Source organism: Pseudomonas sp. 43(2021), assembly GCF_017490805.1.
In the GTDB taxonomy this organism is placed as follows: Bacteria; Pseudomonadota; Gammaproteobacteria; order Pseudomonadales; family Pseudomonadaceae; genus Aquipseudomonas.
On the sequence record NZ_JAFGYJ010000006.1, the window covers coordinates 175,915 to 193,638 of the forward strand.

Below are 17,724 nucleotides of genomic sequence, written 5' to 3' on the forward strand. Positions count from 1 at the left end.
GGGGGAAAAACGTCGATTCTATCAAACCTGCGGCGGCGCGTCAGTCGCGCAGCAGGTCGAGGCTGTGCAAGGGGCCTTTGAGGTAGTCGTCGAGGCAGCGTGGCACCAGTTCGCTGCGCCAGCGGGCGGGGTCGGCCAGCAGTTCGTCGCGGGTCAGCCACACGGCGCGGACAATGTCGCGGTCCAGTGCCAGGTCGGCGTGATGGCGCACGGGGCGGGCGGCGAAGCAGATGCGCTGGTAGGTCACGCCGTTGCTTGGTGCGGTGTACAGGTAGATGCCGACCACGCCGGTGAGCTCGACTTCCCAGGCGGTTTCTTCGAGGGTTTCGCGCAGGGCGGCCTGGGGCAGGGTCTCGTTGGGTTCGAGGTGGCCGGCGGGTTGGTTGAAGACGTGTTGGCCTGCCTTGAATTCTTCGACGAAGAGGAACTTGCCCTCGTGTTCGACGATGGTGGCGACGGTGATGTGGGGTTGCCAGGTCATGAGCAGCTCCTTAGAGGCCTGCACAGCCCTTGTGGGAGCGGGTTTACCCGCGAATGCGTCAGTGGATTCGCCATCGCATTCGCGGGTAAACCCGCTCCCACAGGGTCCGCTCTGGCGGCCAGAAATCGTTTATCCAGAAAGCACAAACCCCGGTGCGTGGCCGGGGTTTGTGCTGTTACTTCAAGCGAGCCTTACAGGGCGGCAATGGCGCTGTTGAGGGTCTGGCTTGGGCGCATCACCTTGGCGGTCAGCTCGGCATCCGGGGCGTAGTAGCCACCGATGTCGGCCGGCTTGCCCTGGACGGCGTTGAGCTCGGCGACGATGGTCTCCTCGTTCTCGGTCAGGGTCTTGGCCAGTGGCGCGAAGCGTGCCTGCAGGGCAGCGTCGTCGTTCTGCGCAGCCAGGGCCTGGGCCCAGTACAGGGTCAGGTAGAAGTGGCTGCCGCGGTTGTCGATACCACCGACTTTGCGCGACGGCGACTTGTTGGTGTCGAGGAACTTGCCAGTGGCCTGGTCCAGGGTGTTGGCCAGCACTTTGGCGCGCGGGTTGTCGTAGGTGTTGCCCAGGTGCTCCAGGGAAGCGGCCAGGGCCAGGAATTCACCCAGCGAGTCCCAACGCAGGAAGTTCTCTTCCACCAGCTGCTGCACGTGCTTCGGTGCCGAACCGCCAGCGCCGGTTTCGAACAGGCCGCCGCCGTTCATCAGCGGTACGATCGACAGCATCTTGGCGCTGGTGCCCAGCTCCATGATCGGGAACAGGTCGGTCAGGTAGTCACGCAGCACGTTGCCGGTCACCGAGATGGTGTCCTTGCCTTCGCGGATGCGGGCCAGGGAGAACTTGATGGCGTCGACCGGTGCCAGGATGCGGATGTCCAGGCCACTGGTGTCGTGATCCTTCAGGTACTTCTGCACCTTCTCGATCATCACGCCGTCGTGGGCGCGGGCCGGGTCCAGCCAGAACACTGCCGGCGTGTTGCTCAGGCGGGCACGGTTGACGGCCAGCTTGACCCAGTCCTGGATCGGCGCGTCCTTGACCTGGCACATGCGGAAGATGTCACCGGCTTCGACGTTCTGCTCGAGAACGACCTTGCCTTTGCTGTCGATCACGCGCACCACGCCGTCGGCCTTGATCTGGAAGGTCTTGTCGTGGGAACCGTATTCTTCGGCCTTCTGTGCCATCAGGCCGACGTTCGGCACGCTGCCCATGGTGGTCGGGTCGAAGGCACCGTTGGCCTTGCAGTCTTCGATGGTGGCCTGGTAGATGCCGGCGTAGCAGCGGTCCGGGATGATCGCCTTGGCATCCTGCAGTTCGCCGGCGGCGTTCCACATCTTGCCCGAGTCACGGATCATGGCCGGCATCGAGGCGTCGACGATGACGTCGCTCGGCACGTGCAGGTTGGTGATGCCTTTGTCGGAGTTGACCATGGCCAGGGCCGGGCGCTGGGCGTACAGGGCCTGGATGTCGGCTTCGATCTCGGCCTGCTTCTCGGCTGGCAGGTCCTTGATGCGGGCGTACAGGTCGCCGATGCCGTTGTTGGCGTTGAAGCCTACTTCAGCCAGGGCGGCGGCGTGCTTGGCCAGCACGTCGTTGTAGAACTCTTCGACGATGACGCCGAACATGATCGGGTCGGAGACCTTCATCATGGTGGCTTTCAGGTGCACCGACAGCAGCACGCCGGAGGCCTTGGCATCGGCGATCTGCTCGGCGATGAAGGCTTTCAGGGCCTTGCGGCTCATGGTGGCGCAGTCGATGACTTCGGCGGCTTTTACCGCGGTCTTTTCTTTCAGCACGGTGGTGCTGCCGTCTTTGCCGACCAGCTCGATGCGCAGGCTGTCGTCAGCTTCGATCAGTGCGGCTTTTTCGCTGCCGTAGAAGTCGCCCTGGGTCATGTGGGCAACGTGCGACTTGGAGTCGGCAGCCCAGGCGCCCATCTTGTGCGGGTGCTTGCGGGCGTAGTTCTTGACCGACAGCGGCGCGCGGCGGTCGGAGTTGCCTTCGCGCAGTACCGGGTTCACGGCGGAACCCTTGATGCGGTCGTAGCGGGCGCGGGATTCTTTCTCTTGCGCGGTGGCCGGCTCGTCGGCGTAGTCAGGGATGTTGAAGCCCTTGCCTTGCAGTTCCTTGATCGCGGCTTTCAGCTGCGGTACCGAGGCGCTGATGTTCGGCAGCTTGATGATGTTGGCTTCAGGGGTGGTAGCCAGCTGGCCCAGTTCCGCCAGGTGATCGCCTACTTGCTTCTCTGCGCCCAGTTGCTCCGGGAAGGCGGCGAGGATGCGGCCAGCCAGGGAGATGTCGCGGGTTTCGACGGCGATGTCAGCCGAAGCGGTGAAGGCTTCGATGATCGGCAGCAGCGAGTAAGTGGCGAGGGCGGGGGCTTCGTCGGTGAAGGTATAGATGATCTTGGAACGGGTGGGCATGCGGGTTAACTCTCTGTGTGCTGAGCGTGCTCGAGTCTCGTGCTGCGCAGGGTAGGCGCATCGCCCTGGCAGCGCCATGAGCGGAAAGTCGAGAGGCTGCGAGCGGTGATGGTGGATGCATCAGTCGAGCGTCAAGTGCTGAGCTGCGGTAACAACCCAGGCTTCGTGGCCAGGCTTTGTGTCCATTCATGGCCGAGGGCGGTCCGCATTTTTCCTAGGGATCGCCCCGATGACCCTTCGGTCGCGGCGCAGTATACCAAACCATTCGGGCTAATCAGCAAGGCCAAGTGATATCGGCCCATTTATAAGACCAAAGACTAAGCGGCAATGTGGCGGGTTGTCGCATGCCTTGCAGGTCCGCAGATGTGGTTTAGGCTCATTGCATCACTTGATGTCCAAACCACACCCGACAGCGGAGTAGTGCAAGCATGGGATACCAGAAAATCAAGGTTCCGACCGACGGCGCCAGGATCACCGTCAATGCCGACCATTCGCTCAACGTGCCTGACAACCCGATCATTCCTTATATTGAGGGCGACGGGATTGGCGTCGATGTCTCGCCGGTCATGATCAAGGTGGTCGACGCCGCCGTGCAGAAGGCCTACGGCGGCAAGCGCAAGATCGCCTGGATGGAGGTGTACGCCGGCGAAAAAGCCACCCAGGTGTACGACCAGGACACCTGGCTACCCCAGGAAACCCTTGATGCCGTGCGTGATTACGTGGTGTCGATCAAGGGGCCGCTGACCACCCCGGTGGGTGGTGGCATCCGTTCGCTCAACGTGGCCTTGCGCCAGCAGCTCGACCTTTACGTGTGCCTGCGCCCGGTGCTGTGGTTCCAGGGCGTGCCGAGCCCGGTGAAAAAGCCTGGCGATGTGGACATGGTGATCTTCCGCGAGAACTCCGAGGACATCTATGCCGGCATCGAGTGGAAGGCCGGTTCGCCCGAGGCGAACAAGGTGATCAAGTTCCTCAAGGAGGAAATGGGCGTTACCAAGATCCGCTTCGACCAGGACTGTGGCATTGGCGTCAAGCCGGTGTCCCGCGAGGGCACCAAGCGCCTGGTGCGCAAGGCCCTGCAGTATGTGGTGGACAACGACCGCGAGTCGCTGACCCTGGTGCACAAGGGCAACATCATGAAATTCACCGAGGGTGCCTTCAAGGACTGGGGCTATGAAGTGGCGCGTGACGAGTTCGGCGCCGAGCTGCTCGATGGTGGCCCGTGGATGAAGTTCAAGAACCCCAAGAGCGGCCGCGAGGTCATCGTCAAGGACGCCATTGCCGACGCCATGCTGCAGCAGATCCTGCTGCGCCCGGCCGAGTACGACGTGATCGCCACCCTTAACCTGAACGGTGACTACCTGTCCGATGCCCTGGCGGCGGAAGTGGGCGGTATCGGCATTGCGCCGGGTGCCAACCTGTCGGACACCGTGGCCATGTTCGAGGCCACCCACGGCACCGCACCCAAATATGCGGGGCAGGACAAGGTCAACCCAGGCTCGGTGATCCTGTCGGCGGAGATGATGCTGCGGCACATGGGCTGGACCGAGGCGGCCGACCTGATCATCAAGGGCACCAACGGCGCGATTGCCGCCAAGACCGTGACCTATGACTTCGAACGGCTGATGGACGGCGCCAGGCTGGTGAGCAGCTCAGGCTTTGGCGATGAAATGATCAAGCATATGTAAAGCAATGCAAAACCGGCCGCTTCCAGTAAGGAGGCGGCCGGTTTTTCGTATGCCGGCAGGCCGCGCGGCAAGTCAGGCGTCGGCAGTGCTGCCGGTTTGCTGTGCGCTGGTGGCAGTGGCGGCAGTGGCGCTGCTGATATTCACCGCGTGCAGGCCTTTGGGGCCCTGGACGATGTCGAAGCTCACGGCCTGGCCGGCCTTGAGCGTCTTGTACCCGTCCATCTGGATGGCTGAGTAATGAGCGAACAAGTCTTCGTCCTTGCCCTCTTCATTGATGAATCCATAGCCCTTGGCATTGTTGAACCACTTGACTTTACCGCTTGCCATCCCTATGTCCCTCTGCAAAGGACTCCATCACTGGAGTATCATCCACTTCATCCGCATACGAACCATGCGAAAAATCTGGTTGACTGCGCGGATCTTTATCGACCACGGTGGGTTCTTATTGTTTGTAACACCGTTTTGCCGATAGTCAAGGTCGCCCGGCGCCTGCGCTGGCCGTGCCTTTCGCAGTCAACCCATAACCTTAACCTGTCGCTCATGATGAAATTCTTTCCATGCATGCACCTAGTGAGATTCGACTAACATTCAATCAGGATCGCCCGCAATCGAATGAGGACGACGGCTCAGGTCTTGCAGTACAGGAAGCCAAGCCGATCCTGCAGGCACCACCGATGTACAAGGTGGTTTTGTTCAACGATGACTACACGCCGATGGATTTCGTCGTCGAAGTGCTCGAGACGTTCTTCAATCTGAACCGCGAGCTGGCGACCAAGATCATGCTGACCGTCCATACCGAAGGGCGGGCAGTGTGCGGATTGTTTACCCGTGACATCGCCGAAACAAAGGCTATGCAGGTCAACCAATACGCCAGGGAAAGCCAGCATCCGCTACTCTGTGAAATCGAGAAGGACGGTTAATCGCCGACCACTTGGGTATGAGGTGAAGCTATGTTAAACCGCGAGCTCGAAGTCACCCTCAATCTTGCCTTCAAGGAGGCCCGTTCGAAGCGTCATGAGTTCATGACCGTCGAACATCTGCTGCTGGCACTCCTTGACAATGAGGCTGCCGCGACCGTTCTGCGCGCCTGTGGCGCCAATCTCGACAAACTCAAGCACGACCTGCAAGAGTTCATCGATTCCACCACGCCCCTGATTCCGGTCAACGACGAAGACCGCGAAACCCAGCCGACCCTGGGCTTCCAGCGTGTACTGCAACGTGCCGTGTTCCACGTGCAAAGCTCCGGCAAGCGTGAAGTCACCGGCGCCAACGTGCTGGTGGCGATCTTCAGCGAACAGGAAAGCCAGGCCGTGTTCCTGCTCAAGCAGCAGAGCGTGGCCCGCATCGACGTGGTCAACTACATCGCCCACGGCATCTCCAAGGTGCCGGGCCATGGTTCGCATTCCGAAAACGACCAGGAAATGCAGGACGATGAGGGTGGCGATACCGCTTCTTCGAGCAACCCGCTGGATGCCTATGCCAGCAACCTGAACGAGCTGGCCCGTGCTGGCCGTATCGACCCGCTGGTAGGTCGCGAGCAGGAAGTGGAGCGCGTGGCGCAGATTCTTGCCCGTCGGCGCAAGAACAACCCGCTGCTGGTGGGTGAGGCTGGCGTTGGCAAGACCGCCATCGCCGAAGGCCTGGCCAAGCGCATCGTCGATGGCCAGGTGCCCGACCTGCTGGCGCAGAGCGTGGTGTATTCCCTCGACCTTGGCGCACTGCTGGCCGGTACCAAGTACCGTGGCGACTTCGAGAAGCGCTTCAAGGCGCTGCTGGGCGAGCTGCGCAAGCGCCCGCAGGCAATCCTGTTCATCGACGAAATCCACACCATCATCGGTGCCGGTGCAGCGTCGGGCGGGGTAATGGATGCGTCCAACCTGCTCAAGCCACTGCTGTCGTCCGGTGAAATCCGCTGCATCGGCTCGACCACGTTCCAGGAATTCCGCGGCATCTTCGAGAAGGACCGTGCCCTGGCACGGCGCTTCCAGAAGGTCGATGTCAGCGAGCCCTCGGTCGAAGACACCGTGGGCATCCTGCGTGGCCTGAAAGGGCGCTTCGAAAGCCACCACAACATCGAGTACAGCGACGAAGCCTTGCGCGCCGCTGCCGAGCTGGCCTCGCGCTACATCAACGACCGGCACATGCCGGACAAGGCCATTGACGTGATCGACGAAGCCGGTGCCTACCAGCGCCTGCAGCCGGAGGCCAGCCGCGTCAAGCGCATCGACGTGCCACAGGTCGAAGACATCGTCGCCAAGATCGCGCGGATTCCGCCGAAGCACGTCACCAGCTCCGACAAGGAGCTGCTGCGTAACCTCGAGCGTGACCTGAAGCTGACCGTATTTGGTCAGGACCAGGCGATCGATTCGCTGGCTACCGCGATCAAGCTGTCCCGTGCCGGCCTCAAGTCGCCAGACAAGCCGGTTGGTTCGTTCCTGTTCGCCGGCCCGACCGGCGTCGGCAAGACCGAAGCGGCGCGGCAGCTGGCCAAGGCGCTGGGTGTAGAGCTGGTGCGCTTCGACATGTCCGAGTACATGGAGCGCCACACCGTGTCGCGCCTGATCGGCGCGCCTCCTGGTTATGTTGGCTTCGACCAGGGGGGTTTGCTGACCGAGGCGATTACCAAGCAACCGCACTGCGTGTTGCTGCTCGATGAAATCGAGAAGGCCCACCCGGAAGTCTTCAACCTGCTGCTGCAGGTGATGGACCACGGCACCCTGACCGATAACAACGGGCGCAAGGCCGACTTCCGTAACGTGATCCTGATCATGACCACCAACGCCGGTGCAGAAACCGCTGCGCGGGCCTCGATCGGCTTCACCCATCAGGACCATGCGTCCGATGCCATGGAAGTCATCCGCAAGAGCTTCACGCCGGAATTCCGCAACCGCCTGGATACCATCATCCAGTTCGGCCGCCTGAGCCACGAGACGATCAAGAGCATCGTCGACAAGTTCCTTATCGAACTGCAGGCACAGCTGGAAGACAAGCGGGTACTGCTTGAGGTCAGTGAGGATGCACGCGGCTGGTTGGCGGCCTCGGGCTACGACGTGCAGATGGGTGCGCGGCCGATGGCGCGGCTGATCCAGGACAAGATCAAGCGGCCGTTGGCCGAGGAGATCCTGTTTGGCGAACTGGCCGAGCATGGTGGCGTGGTGCACGTCGACCTGCGCGATGGCGAACTGGTGTTCGACTTCGAGACGACGGCTGAGGTTGCGTGACAGCGGGGGCTGCAATGCAGCCCCCTGCATCTGGCAGGCACAAAAAAGCCCGGCACATGGCCGGGCTTTTTCATGGCTTAAGCTTAGCGCGCACGGTAGGTGATGCGGCCCTTGCTCAGGTCGTAGGGCGTCAGTTCGACGCGGACCTTGTCGCCAGTGAGAATACGGATGTAGTTTTTGCGCATCTTTCCGGAGATGTGCGCGGTTACGACGTGCCCGTTTTCCAACTCCACGCGGAACATGGTGTTGGGCAGGGTGTCGACGACAGTACCTTCCATTTCGAAGCTGTCTTCTTTCGACATGCAGTAGAGCCCTCGGATCCAGTGTTGGCCCGACGCATAACCGCACCGGGCAAAAAAGTGGCGTGGATTATGCCCGAAAACTGTGTGTCAAGCCAATGCCTTTCAGTTGAGGGTGACCCAGCGCTGATTTATCAACAGTTCGATGGGCCGATACTGCGTCTTGTAGTTCATTTTCTTGCAGTTCTTGATCCAGTAACCCAGGTAAACCGCCTCCAGGTTCTGGCGCAGGGCTTCGGTGATCTGCCAGAGGATGGCGAAGCGGCCCAGGCTGCGGCGTTCTTCGTCCGGCTCGTAGAAGGTGTATACCGCCGACAGGCCGTTGGGCAGCAGGTCGCACACCGCTACCGCCATCAAGCGGCCTTCCAGGCGGAACTCGTAAAACCAGCAGAACGGCAGGTCGCGCACCAGGAAGGTGGAAAACTGGTCACGGCTGGGCGGGTACATGTCACCGTCGGCGTGGCGCGTTTCGATATAGCGCCGGTACAGATCGAAGTATTCTTCCTTGAACACCGGGCGTGCCGCAGTCACGGTCAGGTCGGCGTTGCGCTTGAGGATGCGCCGTTGCTGGCGGTTGGGGATGAAGCGCGCCGCCGGGATACGTGCCGGCACGCAGGCATTGCAGTTCTGGCAGTGCGGGCGGTACAGGTGGTCGCCACTGCGGCGAAAGCCCATTTCCGACAAGTCGGCGTACACATGCACGTCCATTGGCTGGCTGGGGTCGAGGAACAGCGTGGTTGCCTGTTCGTCGGGCAGGTAGCTGCAGGAGTGGGGCTGAGTGGCATAGAACTTCAACCGCGCCAACTCTGTCATGATCAACCCCCTCGGTGAGACTTTGCTTTAAGTGTAAGCCAGCTATGGGAACTCGCCTAGGGAACCCATGTGGCGCTGTTGGGCTGGTCGAGGTGGCGTGCCAGGTAACCGGCGAACTCGGCGCGGCTGATGGCGCGGGCGCCCAGGCTGTGCAGGTGGTGGGTCGGCATCTGGCAGTCGATGAGGACGAAACCGGCCTGGCGCAGGTGGTTGACCAGGGTCACGAAGCCGACCTTGGAAGCGTTGTCGGCGCGGCTGAACATCGATTCGCCGAAGAACAGCTGGCCCATGGCCAGGCCGTACAGGCCGCCGACCAGCTCGCCGTCCCGGCGCACCTCTACCGAATGGGCGATGCCGCGCCGGTGCAGCTCGCAATAGGCGGCGCGCATGGTGTCGGTGATCCAGGTGCCGTCGGCGTAGTCACGCGGCGCGGCGCAGGCGGCGATGACGGCGGCGAAGTCAGTGTCGAAGCTGACCTGGTAACGGCCCTGGCGCATCAGCTTGGCCAGAGAGCGCGACACGTGCAGCTGGTCAGGGAACAGCACCGTGCGCGGGTCGGGTGACCACCAGAGGATCGGCTGGCCGTCCTGGTACCACGGGAAACAGCCATGGCGATAGGCCTGCACCAGGCGCTCGGGGCTCAGGTCGCCGCCGGCGGCGAGCAGGCCGTTGGGGTCGTGCAGGGCCTTTTCCAGAGGAGGGAAGGCAAGCGAGTCGCGGGTCAGCCAGGTGAGCATGGTCTATCGTGCGGTGGGGGAGGGGAGGGCTCAGCATGGCTTGCGCGCATGGCAGGGTCAATGGGTGTGGCCCCTTCCGGGTAAACCCGCTCCCACAGGGGCCCTGCTGCCTTCAGGGGTGTTGCAATACCTGTGGGAGGCAAGCCCGCGAAGAGGCCGGCACAGGCGATGAAAATAGGCAATTTCCTACACATTCATGAAACCGCAGGCACCATCCGCTACATTTGCTGTCACACCTGTGCAAAAACACAGCATAAGCCTTTGTCACAGAAGACAATGCGTGCTCAAATTGCAGGTATACGAAAGTCGCCCCCACTCAAGCTCCTTACGGCGTGCCGTCATGGCAGTGGGCGGGCAGTAATGTTAAAAGTAGTGGTTCATTGGCCGCACCGTCGGCCGATCACTATTGGACGCGCAGCACGCGCAGGAATAGACGCGTTTTGAAGAAATCCACCGCAACTCCAGCTCCCTTGCCCGTCCCCCTGTGGCGGCAGCAGCTGCATTATCGCCTCAAGGAAGGTGCGTTGATCGCAGTCGGCGCCCTGTGCCTGTACCTGTGGATGGCGCTACTGACCTACGACACGTCGGACCCGGGCTTCAGCCACACCAGCAACGTCGACCAGGTGCAGAACGCCGCCGGGCGTGCCGGTGCCTACTTCGCCGACATTCTGTTCATGGTGCTGGGTTACTTCGCCTACATCTTCCCGCTGCTGCTGGCGATAAAGACCTGGCAGATCTTCCGCGAACGCCACCAGCCCTGGGACTGGAGCGGCTGGCTGTTCTCCTGGCGGTTGATCGGCCTGGTGTTCCTGGTGCTGTCTGGTGCGGCGCTGGCGCATATCCATTTCCACCCGCCGGCGAGCATGCCGTTCTCGGCCGGTGGCGCACTCGGCGAGAGCCTGGGCGACCTGGCGCGCAACCTGCTGAACGTGCAGGGCAGCACGCTGATGTTCATTGCCCTGTTCCTGTTCGGCCTGACCGTGTTCACCGACCTGTCGTGGTTCAAGGTGATGGACCTGACCGGCAAGATCACCCTCGACCTGTTCGAGCTGGTGCAGGGCGCCGCCAACCGTTGGTGGGAAGCACGCAACGAGCGCAAGCGCCTGGAGGCGCAGCTGCGCGAGGATGAACCGGTGGTGGTCAAGGCCGCGCCAATGGCTGCCGACAAGCGTGAGCCGGCCAAACCGGCGCTGCGCGAGCGCATTTTCAAACGTGAAGAGGCACCTGCCCGGCCAGTCGAGCCGCGTGAACCCACCCTGTCACGCGAGCCTGTGGTACCGCGCGAGTCGCTGGCACCACGTGAGCCGATAATCTCCCGCGAACAACCTGCCGCGGCTCCGATGATCGTGCCGCCGACACCCGCCAGGGCGCCGGAGCCGAGCAAGCGGGTGATGAAGGAGAAGCAGGCACCGCTGTTCGTCGACAGCGCGGTGGAGGGCACCTTGCCGTCGATCTCCATCCTCGACCCGGCCGAACAGAAGAAGATCGAGTACTCGCCGGAATCCCTGGCCGGTGTCGGCCAGCTGCTGGAAATCAAGCTCAAGGAATTCGGCGTGGAAGTGACGGTGGACTCGATCCACCCGGGCCCGGTGATTACCCGTTACGAAATCCAGCCGGCCGCCGGCGTGAAGGTCAGCCGCATCGCCAACCTGGCCAAGGACCTGGCGCGTTCGCTGGCAGTGACCAGTGTGCGTGTGGTCGAGGTCATTCCCGGCAAGACCACCGTCGGTATCGAGATCCCCAACGAAAACCGGCAGATGGTGCGCTTCTCGGAAGTGCTGGCCACGCCGCAGTACGACGAGCAGAAATCGCCGGTCACCCTGGCCCTGGGCCACGACATCGGCGGCAAGCCGGTAATCACCGACCTGGCCAAGATGCCGCACCTGCTGGTGGCCGGTACCACCGGTTCCGGTAAGTCGGTGGGTGTGAACGCGATGATCCTGTCGATCCTGTTCAAGTCCAGCCCGGAAGACGCGCGCTTGATCATGATCGACCCGAAAATGCTCGAATTGTCGATCTACGAAGGCATCCCGCACTTGCTGTGCCCGGTGGTCACCGACATGAAGGACGCCGCCAACGCCCTGCGCTGGAGCGTGGCCGAAATGGAGCGGCGCTACAAGCTGATGGCGGCCATGGGCGTGCGTAACCTGGCCGGCTTCAACCGCAAGATCAAGGACGCCCAGGAAGCCGGCGAAATCATCCATGACCCGCTGTACCGCCGCGAGAGCATGGACGACGAGCCGCCTGCGCTGAAAACCCTGCCGACCATCGTGGTGGTGGTCGATGAATTCGCCGACATGATGATGATCGTCGGCAAGAAGGTCGAAGAGCTGATCGCCCGTATCGCCCAGAAGGCACGTGCGGCCGGTATTCACCTGATCCTCGCCACCCAGCGCCCGTCGGTGGACGTGATTACCGGCCTGATCAAGGCCAACATCCCGACCCGCATGGCGTTCCAGGTGTCGAGCAAGATCGACTCGCGGACCATCATCGACCAGGGTGGTGCCGAACAGCTGCTGGGCCACGGTGACATGCTGTACATGCCGCCGGGCACCAGCCTGCCGATTCGCGTGCACGGCGCGTTCGTCTCCGACGACGAGGTGCACCGCGTGGTGGAAGCGTGGAAGCTGCGGGGCGCCCCGGACTACAACGACGACATCCTCAATGGTGTCGAAGAGGCCGGCAGCGGCTTCGAAGGCGGCGGCGGCGGTGGCGATGGCGAAGATTCGGAAAGCGACGCCCTGTATGATGAGGCCGTGCAGTTCGTGCTGGAAAGCCGCCGCGCATCCATTTCGGCCGTGCAGCGCAAACTGAAGATCGGCTACAACCGCGCCGCCCGCATGATCGAAGCCATGGAAATGGCCGGCGTGGTCACCCCCATGAACAGCAACGGCTCGCGGGAAGTGATTGCCCCGGGTGGCCCGCGCGACTGATGAACACCTTGCCGGGCGCCAACGGTGGCGTCCGGCCTTTTCAATGCTCGATGAGGATTCCCATGCGCGCGATTCGCATGCTGTTGGTTTCTGCCCTGGCCGCGGCTTCTGTGTCGGCCACCGTTTCGGCTTATGCCGGTGAGCAAGATGTACAACGCCTGACCCAATTGTTGGAAAAGTCGCAGACCATCGAGGCGAACTTCTCCCAGCTGACCCTGGACGCTGGCGGCACCAGCCTGCAGGAAACCTCCGGCAAGATGACCGTCAAGCGCCCGGGCCTGTTCTACTGGCACACCGATGCGCCGCAGGAGCAGGTGGTGGTCTCCGATGGCAAGAACGTCACCCTGTGGGACCCGGACCTGGAGCAGGCCACCATCAAGAAGCTCGATGTGCGCCTGAACCAGACCCCGGCGCTGCTGCTGTCCGGTGACGTGTCGAAGATCAGCCAGAGCTTCGACATCAGCTCGAAGGAGCAGGGCGAAGTGATGGACTTCACCCTCAAGCCGAAAACCAAGGACACCCTGTTCGACTCGCTGCGCGTGTCGTTCCGCAAAGGCCTGATCAATGACATGCAACTGATCGACAGCGTCGGCCAGCGCACCAACATCCTGTTCAATGGCGTGAAGGCCAACCAGGCGGTGCCGGACAGCAAGTTCAAGTTCGACATCCCCAAAGGCGCGGACGTCATCAAGGAGTAACCAGAGCTCGCCATGGACCTGTTTCGAAGCGAACCCGTCGCCCAGCCCCTGGCCGCTCGCCTGCGCCCGTCCAACCTGGACGAGTACGTTGGCCAGGAGCATCTGCTGGCGCGCGGCAAACCGCTGCGCGAGGCGCTGGAGCAGGGTGCGCTGCACTCGATGATCTTCTGGGGGCCGCCGGGGGTGGGCAAGACCACCCTTGCGCGGTTGCTGGCGCAGTTCTGCGATGCGCACTTCGAAACGGTGTCGGCGGTGCTGGCCGGGGTGAAGGAAATTCGCCAGGCGGTCGAGGTGGCCAAGCAGCAGGCTGGCCAGTACGGCCGCCGTACCATCCTGTTCGTCGACGAAGTGCACCGCTTCAACAAGTCGCAGCAGGATGCCTTCCTGCCCTATGTGGAAGACGGCACCCTGCTGTTCATTGGCGCCACCACCGAAAACCCGTCGTTCGAGTTGAACAACGCACTGCTGTCGCGGGCGCGGGTATATGTGCTCAAGAGCCTGGACGAGGCGGCGCTGCGCAAGCTGGTCAACCGCGCGCTGACTGAAGAGCGCGGCCTGGGCAAGCGCAACCTGCGGGTTGGCGATGACGCTTTCAAGATGCTGATGGCTGCCGCCGATGGCGATGGCCGGCGCATGCTCAACTTCCTCGAGAACGCCTCGGACCTGGCTGAAGACGGCAGCGAGATCGACGTCGAGATGCTGCAGAGCCTGCTCGGTGACAGCCGCCGCCGCTTCGACAAGGGCGGCGAGGCGTTCTACGACCAGATTTCCGCGCTGCACAAGTCGGTGCGCGGCTCCAACCCCGATGGTGCCCTGTACTGGTTCGCGCGCATGCTCGACGGCGGCTGCGACCCGCTGTACATCGCCCGCCGCGTGGTGCGCATGGCCAGCGAAGACATCGGCAACGCCGACCCGCGCGCGCTCAGCCTGTGCCTGGCGGCCTGGGATGTGCAAGAGCGCCTGGGCAGCCCCGAGGGTGAGCTGGCGGTGGCCCAGGCCATCACCTACCTGGCCTGTGCACCGAAGAGCAACGCAGTGTATATGGGCTTCAAGACCGCCCTGCGCGAAGCCGCCGAGCATGGCTCGCTGGAAGTGCCGCTGCACCTGCGCAACGCCCCGACCAAGCTGATGAAGCAACTGGGCTATGGCGACGAGTACCGCTATGCCCACGACGAGCCCGACGCCTATGCCGCCGGCGAAGATTACTTCCCCGAGGAACTCGAGCCGCGCCAGTACTACCAGCCGGTGCCCCGTGGCCTGGAACTGAAGATTGGCGAGAAGCTGCGCCACCTGGCCGACCTTGACCGCAACAGCCCCCGCCAGCGGAGAAAACCGTGATTGCACTGATTGCCGCCGTCAGCGCGGGCGGTATTGCCGGCACTTTGTTGCGCTTTGCTACCACCAACTGGGTGGCTGCCCACTGGCCACGGCACTTCTATCTCGGTACGCTGGGGGTCAACCTGATTGGCTGCCTGCTGATCGGCCTGCTCTATGGCCTGTTCCTGCACAAGCCGATCGTGCCGGTCGAGCTGCGCGCCGGGCTGATCGTCGGCTTCCTCGGCGGCCTGACGACTTTTTCCTCCTTTTCGCTGGATACCGTACGCCTGCTGGAAAGCGGGCAAGTGCCCCTGGCTTTGGGTTATACCGGTATCAGCGTGGTGGGCGGGCTGCTCGCGACCTGGGCCGGCCTGTCCTTGACCCGATTCTGAACCAACACCTACACATAACGAGAGAACGATATGCTCGATTCCAAACTGTTACGCGGCCAACTTCAGGAAGTGGCGGATCGCCTGGCCTCCCGTGGCTTCAGCCTGGATGTCGCGCGCATCGAATCACTGGAAGAGCGCCGCAAGGCGGTGCAGACCCGCACCGAGCAGCTGCAGGCCGAGCGTAACGCCCGTTCCAAGTCGATCGGCCAGGCCAAGGCCAAGGGCGAAGACATTGCGCCGCTGATGGCCGACGTCGAGCGCATGGCCAATGAACTGGCTGCCGGCAAGACCGAACTGGACGGCATCCAGGCCGAACTGGACGGCATCCTGCTGACCATCCCCAACCTGCCGGACGCCAGCGTACCGGTCGGTGCCAGTGAAGACGACAACGTCGAAGTGCGCCGTTGGGGCACACCGAAGGCCTTCGACTTCGAAATCAAGGACCACGTCGCCCTCGGCGAAGTCAGCGGTGGCCTGGACTTCGAAGCCGCCGCCAAGCTGTCTGGTGCGCGCTTTGCCGTGCTGCGTGGCCCGATCGCCCGCCTGCACCGCGCCCTGGCGCAGTTCATGATCAACCTGCACACCGGTGAGCACGGCTACGAGGAACACTACACCCCGTACCTGGTGCAGGCTCCGGCCCTGCAGGGTACCGGCCAGTTGCCGAAGTTCGAGGAAGACCTGTTCAAGATCAGCCGCGAAGGCGAGGCCGACTTCTACCTGATCCCGACTGCCGAAGTGTCGCTGACCAACCTGGTGGCCGGTGAAATCCTCGACGCCAAACAGCTGCCGCTGAAGCTGGTTGCCCACACCCCGTGCTTCCGCAGTGAAGCCGGTGCTTCGGGCCGTGACACCCGCGGCATGATCCGCCAGCACCAGTTCGACAAGGTCGAGATGGTGCAGGTCGTCGAGCCGTCCAAGTCGATGGAAGCCCTGGAAGGCCTGACCGCCAACGCCGAGCGAGTGTTGCAGCTGCTGGAGCTGCCGTACCGCGTGCTGGCCCTGTGCACCGGCGACATGGGCTTTGGCGCGGTGAAGACCTACGACCTGGAAGTGTGGGTACCCAGCCAGGACAAGTACCGCGAAATCAGCTCGTGCTCCAACTGCGGCGACTTCCAGGCGCGCCGCATGCAGGCCCGCTGGCGCAACCCGGAAACCGGCAAGCCAGAGCTGGTGCACACCCTCAACGGCTCCGGCCTGGCCGTAGGCCGTACCTTGGTTGCCGTGCTGGAAAACTACCAGCAGGCCGACGGTTCGATCCGTGTGCCGGAAGTGCTCAAGCCATACATGGGCGGCGTCGAGGTCATCCGCTAAATGGATTACCTGCCGCTGTTCCACAAGCTGCAGGGTGGCCGCGTGCTGGTCGTTGGCGGTGGTGAGATCGCCTTGCGCAAGGCGCGCCTGCTGGCCGATGCCGGCGCCGCGCTGCGGGTGGTGGCACCGGATGTCGACGGCCAGTTGGCAGCGCTTGCCCGGGAAGGTGGCGGCGAGGTGCTGGTGCGTGGCTATCAGGCGGCTGACCTGGTCGGTTGCCGGCTGGTGATCGCGGCCACCGACGACCCTGGGCTCAATGCCCAGGTGTCGGCGGATGCGCAGGCGCTGAGCCTGCCGGTCAATGTGGTGGATGCGCCGGCCCTGTGCACGGTGATCTTCCCGGCGATCGTCGACCGTTCGCCGTTGGTGGTGGCGGTGTCCAGTGGCGGCGATGCTCCGGTGCTGGCGCGCTTGATTCGCGCCAAGCTGGAGGCCTGGATCCCGTCCGCCTACGGCGAACTGGCTGGCCTGGCCGCGCGCTTCCGCGACAAGGTCAAGGCCTTGTACCCGGACGTCAACCAGCGCCGCGGCTTCTGGGAAACCGTATTCCAGGGGCCGATTGCCGAGCGCCAGCTGGCCGGGCAGGGCGCCGAGGCCGAGCGCCTGTTGCAGGCGATGGTCGACGGTGCACCGGTGCAGCAGGGTGGTGAGGTGTACCTGGTGGGTGCGGGCCCGGGCGATCCGGACTTGCTGACCTTCCGCGCCTTGCGCCTGATGCAGCAAGCCGACGTGGTGTTGTACGACCGTCTGGTGGCACCGGCGATCATCGAGATGTGCCGGCGCGATGCCGAGCGTATCTACGTGGGCAAGCGCCGTGCCGACCATGCCGTGCCGCAGGACCAGATCAACCGCCTGCTGGTCGATCTGGCCCGGCAGGGCAAGCGTGTGCTGCGCCTGAAGGGCGGCGACCCGTTCATCTTCGGCCGGGGTGGCGAAGAGATCGAAGAGCTGGCCGAGCATGGCATCCCGTTCCAGGTGGTGCCGGGCATTACCGCGGCCAGTGGGTGCTCCGCCTATGCGGGCATTCCGTTGACTCACCGCGACTATGCCCAGTCGGTGCGTTTCGTGACCGGGCACCTGAAGGATGGCACCAGCAACCTGCCTTGGCATGACCTGGTGGCGCCGGCGCAGACCCTGGTGTTCTACATGGGCCTGGTGGGTTTGCCGACCATCTGTGCCGAGCTGATTCGCCATGGCCGTGCGGCCAGTACCCCGGCGGCGCTGGTGCAGCAGGGCACTACGCGAAATCAGCGGGTGTTCACCGGCACCCTGGCGGATCTGCCGGAGCTGGTGGCCCAGCATGAAGTGCATGCGCCGACCCTGGTGATTGTTGGGGAAGTGGTGCAGTTGCGTGACAAGCTGGCGTGGTTCGAAGGCTCGCAGAACAGCTGAAATCGTTGGGGCCGCTTTGCGGCCCTGA

General features: G+C 63.2%; 15 protein-coding genes. 9 read left to right on the top strand and 6 right to left on the bottom strand.

Translation table 11 applies throughout. The annotated features are described in order from the left end of the window. Positions 1 to 40: 40 nt before the first annotated feature. Both J5M71_RS07400 and J5M71_RS07405 read right to left on the bottom strand, forming a co-directional pair. A complete protein-coding gene (locus tag J5M71_RS07400) occupies positions 41 to 481 on the bottom strand; it encodes an NUDIX hydrolase (RefSeq protein WP_207831181.1) in 441 nt (146 codons plus the stop codon). A gap of 191 nt (positions 482 to 672) precedes the next feature. Continuing rightward, on the bottom strand, positions 673 to 2,898 hold the full coding sequence (locus J5M71_RS07405; protein ID WP_207831183.1) for an NADP-dependent isocitrate dehydrogenase: 2,226 nt from the start codon (positions 2,896 to 2,898) through the stop codon (positions 673 to 675). A 428-nt stretch (positions 2,899 to 3,326) separates the two neighbouring features. On the opposite strand from J5M71_RS07405, the gene icd reads away from it, so the two are divergent. Next, positions 3,327 to 4,583 carry an NADP-dependent isocitrate dehydrogenase gene (gene icd, locus J5M71_RS07410; RefSeq protein WP_207831185.1) on the top strand — a complete coding sequence of 419 codons (1,257 nt, stop codon included), beginning with the start codon at positions 3,327 to 3,329 and terminating at the stop codon, positions 4,581 to 4,583. A gap of 72 nt (positions 4,584 to 4,655) precedes the next feature. On the opposite strand, the gene cspD is transcribed toward icd, so the two are convergent. Then, a complete protein-coding gene (gene cspD, locus J5M71_RS07415) occupies positions 4,656 to 4,910 on the bottom strand; it encodes a cold shock domain-containing protein CspD (RefSeq protein WP_207831187.1) in 255 nt (84 codons plus the stop codon). Positions 4,911 to 5,140: 230 nt separating this feature from the next. On the opposite strand from cspD, the gene clpS reads away from it, so the two are divergent. Together clpS and clpA are read left to right on the top strand one after the other, a co-directional pair. Continuing rightward, the gene (clpS, locus tag J5M71_RS07420; protein ID WP_013973290.1) at positions 5,141 to 5,503 is read left to right on the top strand and encodes an ATP-dependent Clp protease adapter ClpS; all 363 of its coding nucleotides are present in this window, start codon (positions 5,141 to 5,143) and stop codon (positions 5,501 to 5,503) included. Positions 5,504 to 5,533: 30 nt separating this feature from the next. After that, positions 5,534 to 7,804, top strand: coding sequence for an ATP-dependent Clp protease ATP-binding subunit ClpA (gene clpA, locus J5M71_RS07425; RefSeq protein WP_207831189.1), 2,271 nt, complete (start codon positions 5,534 to 5,536; stop codon positions 7,802 to 7,804). Positions 7,805 to 7,887: 83 nt separating this feature from the next. Here the strand turns inward: clpA and infA are convergent, their stop codons facing one another. From infA to aat, 3 genes are all read right to left on the bottom strand, one after another. Continuing rightward, positions 7,888 to 8,106: a translation initiation factor IF-1 gene (infA, locus tag J5M71_RS07430; RefSeq protein ID WP_002553999.1), complete on the bottom strand. Its 219-nt coding sequence runs from the start codon at positions 8,104 to 8,106 to the stop codon at positions 7,888 to 7,890. A 102-nt stretch (positions 8,107 to 8,208) separates the two neighbouring features. Beyond that, a complete protein-coding gene (locus J5M71_RS07435) occupies positions 8,209 to 8,916 on the bottom strand; it encodes an arginyltransferase (protein WP_207831191.1) in 708 nt (235 codons plus the stop codon). A 56-nt stretch (positions 8,917 to 8,972) separates the two neighbouring features. Beyond that, on the bottom strand, positions 8,973 to 9,653 hold the full coding sequence (gene aat, locus J5M71_RS07440; RefSeq protein ID WP_207831193.1) for a leucyl/phenylalanyl-tRNA--protein transferase: 681 nt from the start codon (positions 9,651 to 9,653) through the stop codon (positions 8,973 to 8,975). 440 nt (positions 9,654 to 10,093) lie between these two features. On the opposite strand from aat, the gene J5M71_RS07445 reads away from it, so the two are divergent. The 6 genes from J5M71_RS07445 (at position 10,094) to cysG (ending at position 17,696) form a co-directional block, all read left to right on the top strand. Further along, entirely contained in the window at positions 10,094 to 12,586 is a 2,493-nt protein-coding gene (locus J5M71_RS07445; RefSeq protein WP_207831195.1) for a DNA translocase FtsK, read from the top strand. 62 nt (positions 12,587 to 12,648) lie between these two features. Beyond that, positions 12,649 to 13,284, top strand: a complete 636-nt coding sequence (gene lolA, locus J5M71_RS07450) for an outer membrane lipoprotein chaperone LolA (protein ID WP_063912582.1) — start codon at positions 12,649 to 12,651, stop codon at positions 13,282 to 13,284. A gap of 12 nt (positions 13,285 to 13,296) precedes the next feature. Beyond that, complete coding sequence (locus J5M71_RS07455) at positions 13,297 to 14,622, top strand: replication-associated recombination protein A (RefSeq protein WP_013973284.1); 1,326 nt, start codon at positions 13,297 to 13,299, stop codon at positions 14,620 to 14,622. Beyond that, positions 14,619 to 14,993 carry a fluoride efflux transporter CrcB gene (gene crcB / locus J5M71_RS07460; protein WP_207831197.1) on the top strand — a complete coding sequence of 125 codons (375 nt, stop codon included), beginning with the start codon at positions 14,619 to 14,621 and terminating at the stop codon, positions 14,991 to 14,993. Before J5M71_RS07455 ends, crcB begins: the two co-directional genes overlap by 4 nt. Before the next feature lie 30 nt (positions 14,994 to 15,023). Next, positions 15,024 to 16,304, top strand: a complete 1,281-nt coding sequence (gene serS, locus J5M71_RS07465; RefSeq protein ID WP_025339770.1) for a serine--tRNA ligase — start codon at positions 15,024 to 15,026, stop codon at positions 16,302 to 16,304. After that, positions 16,305 to 17,696 carry a siroheme synthase CysG gene (gene cysG, locus J5M71_RS07470; protein WP_207831199.1) on the top strand — a complete coding sequence of 464 codons (1,392 nt, stop codon included), beginning with the start codon at positions 16,305 to 16,307 and terminating at the stop codon, positions 17,694 to 17,696. Positions 17,697 to 17,724: the final 28 nt, after the last annotated feature.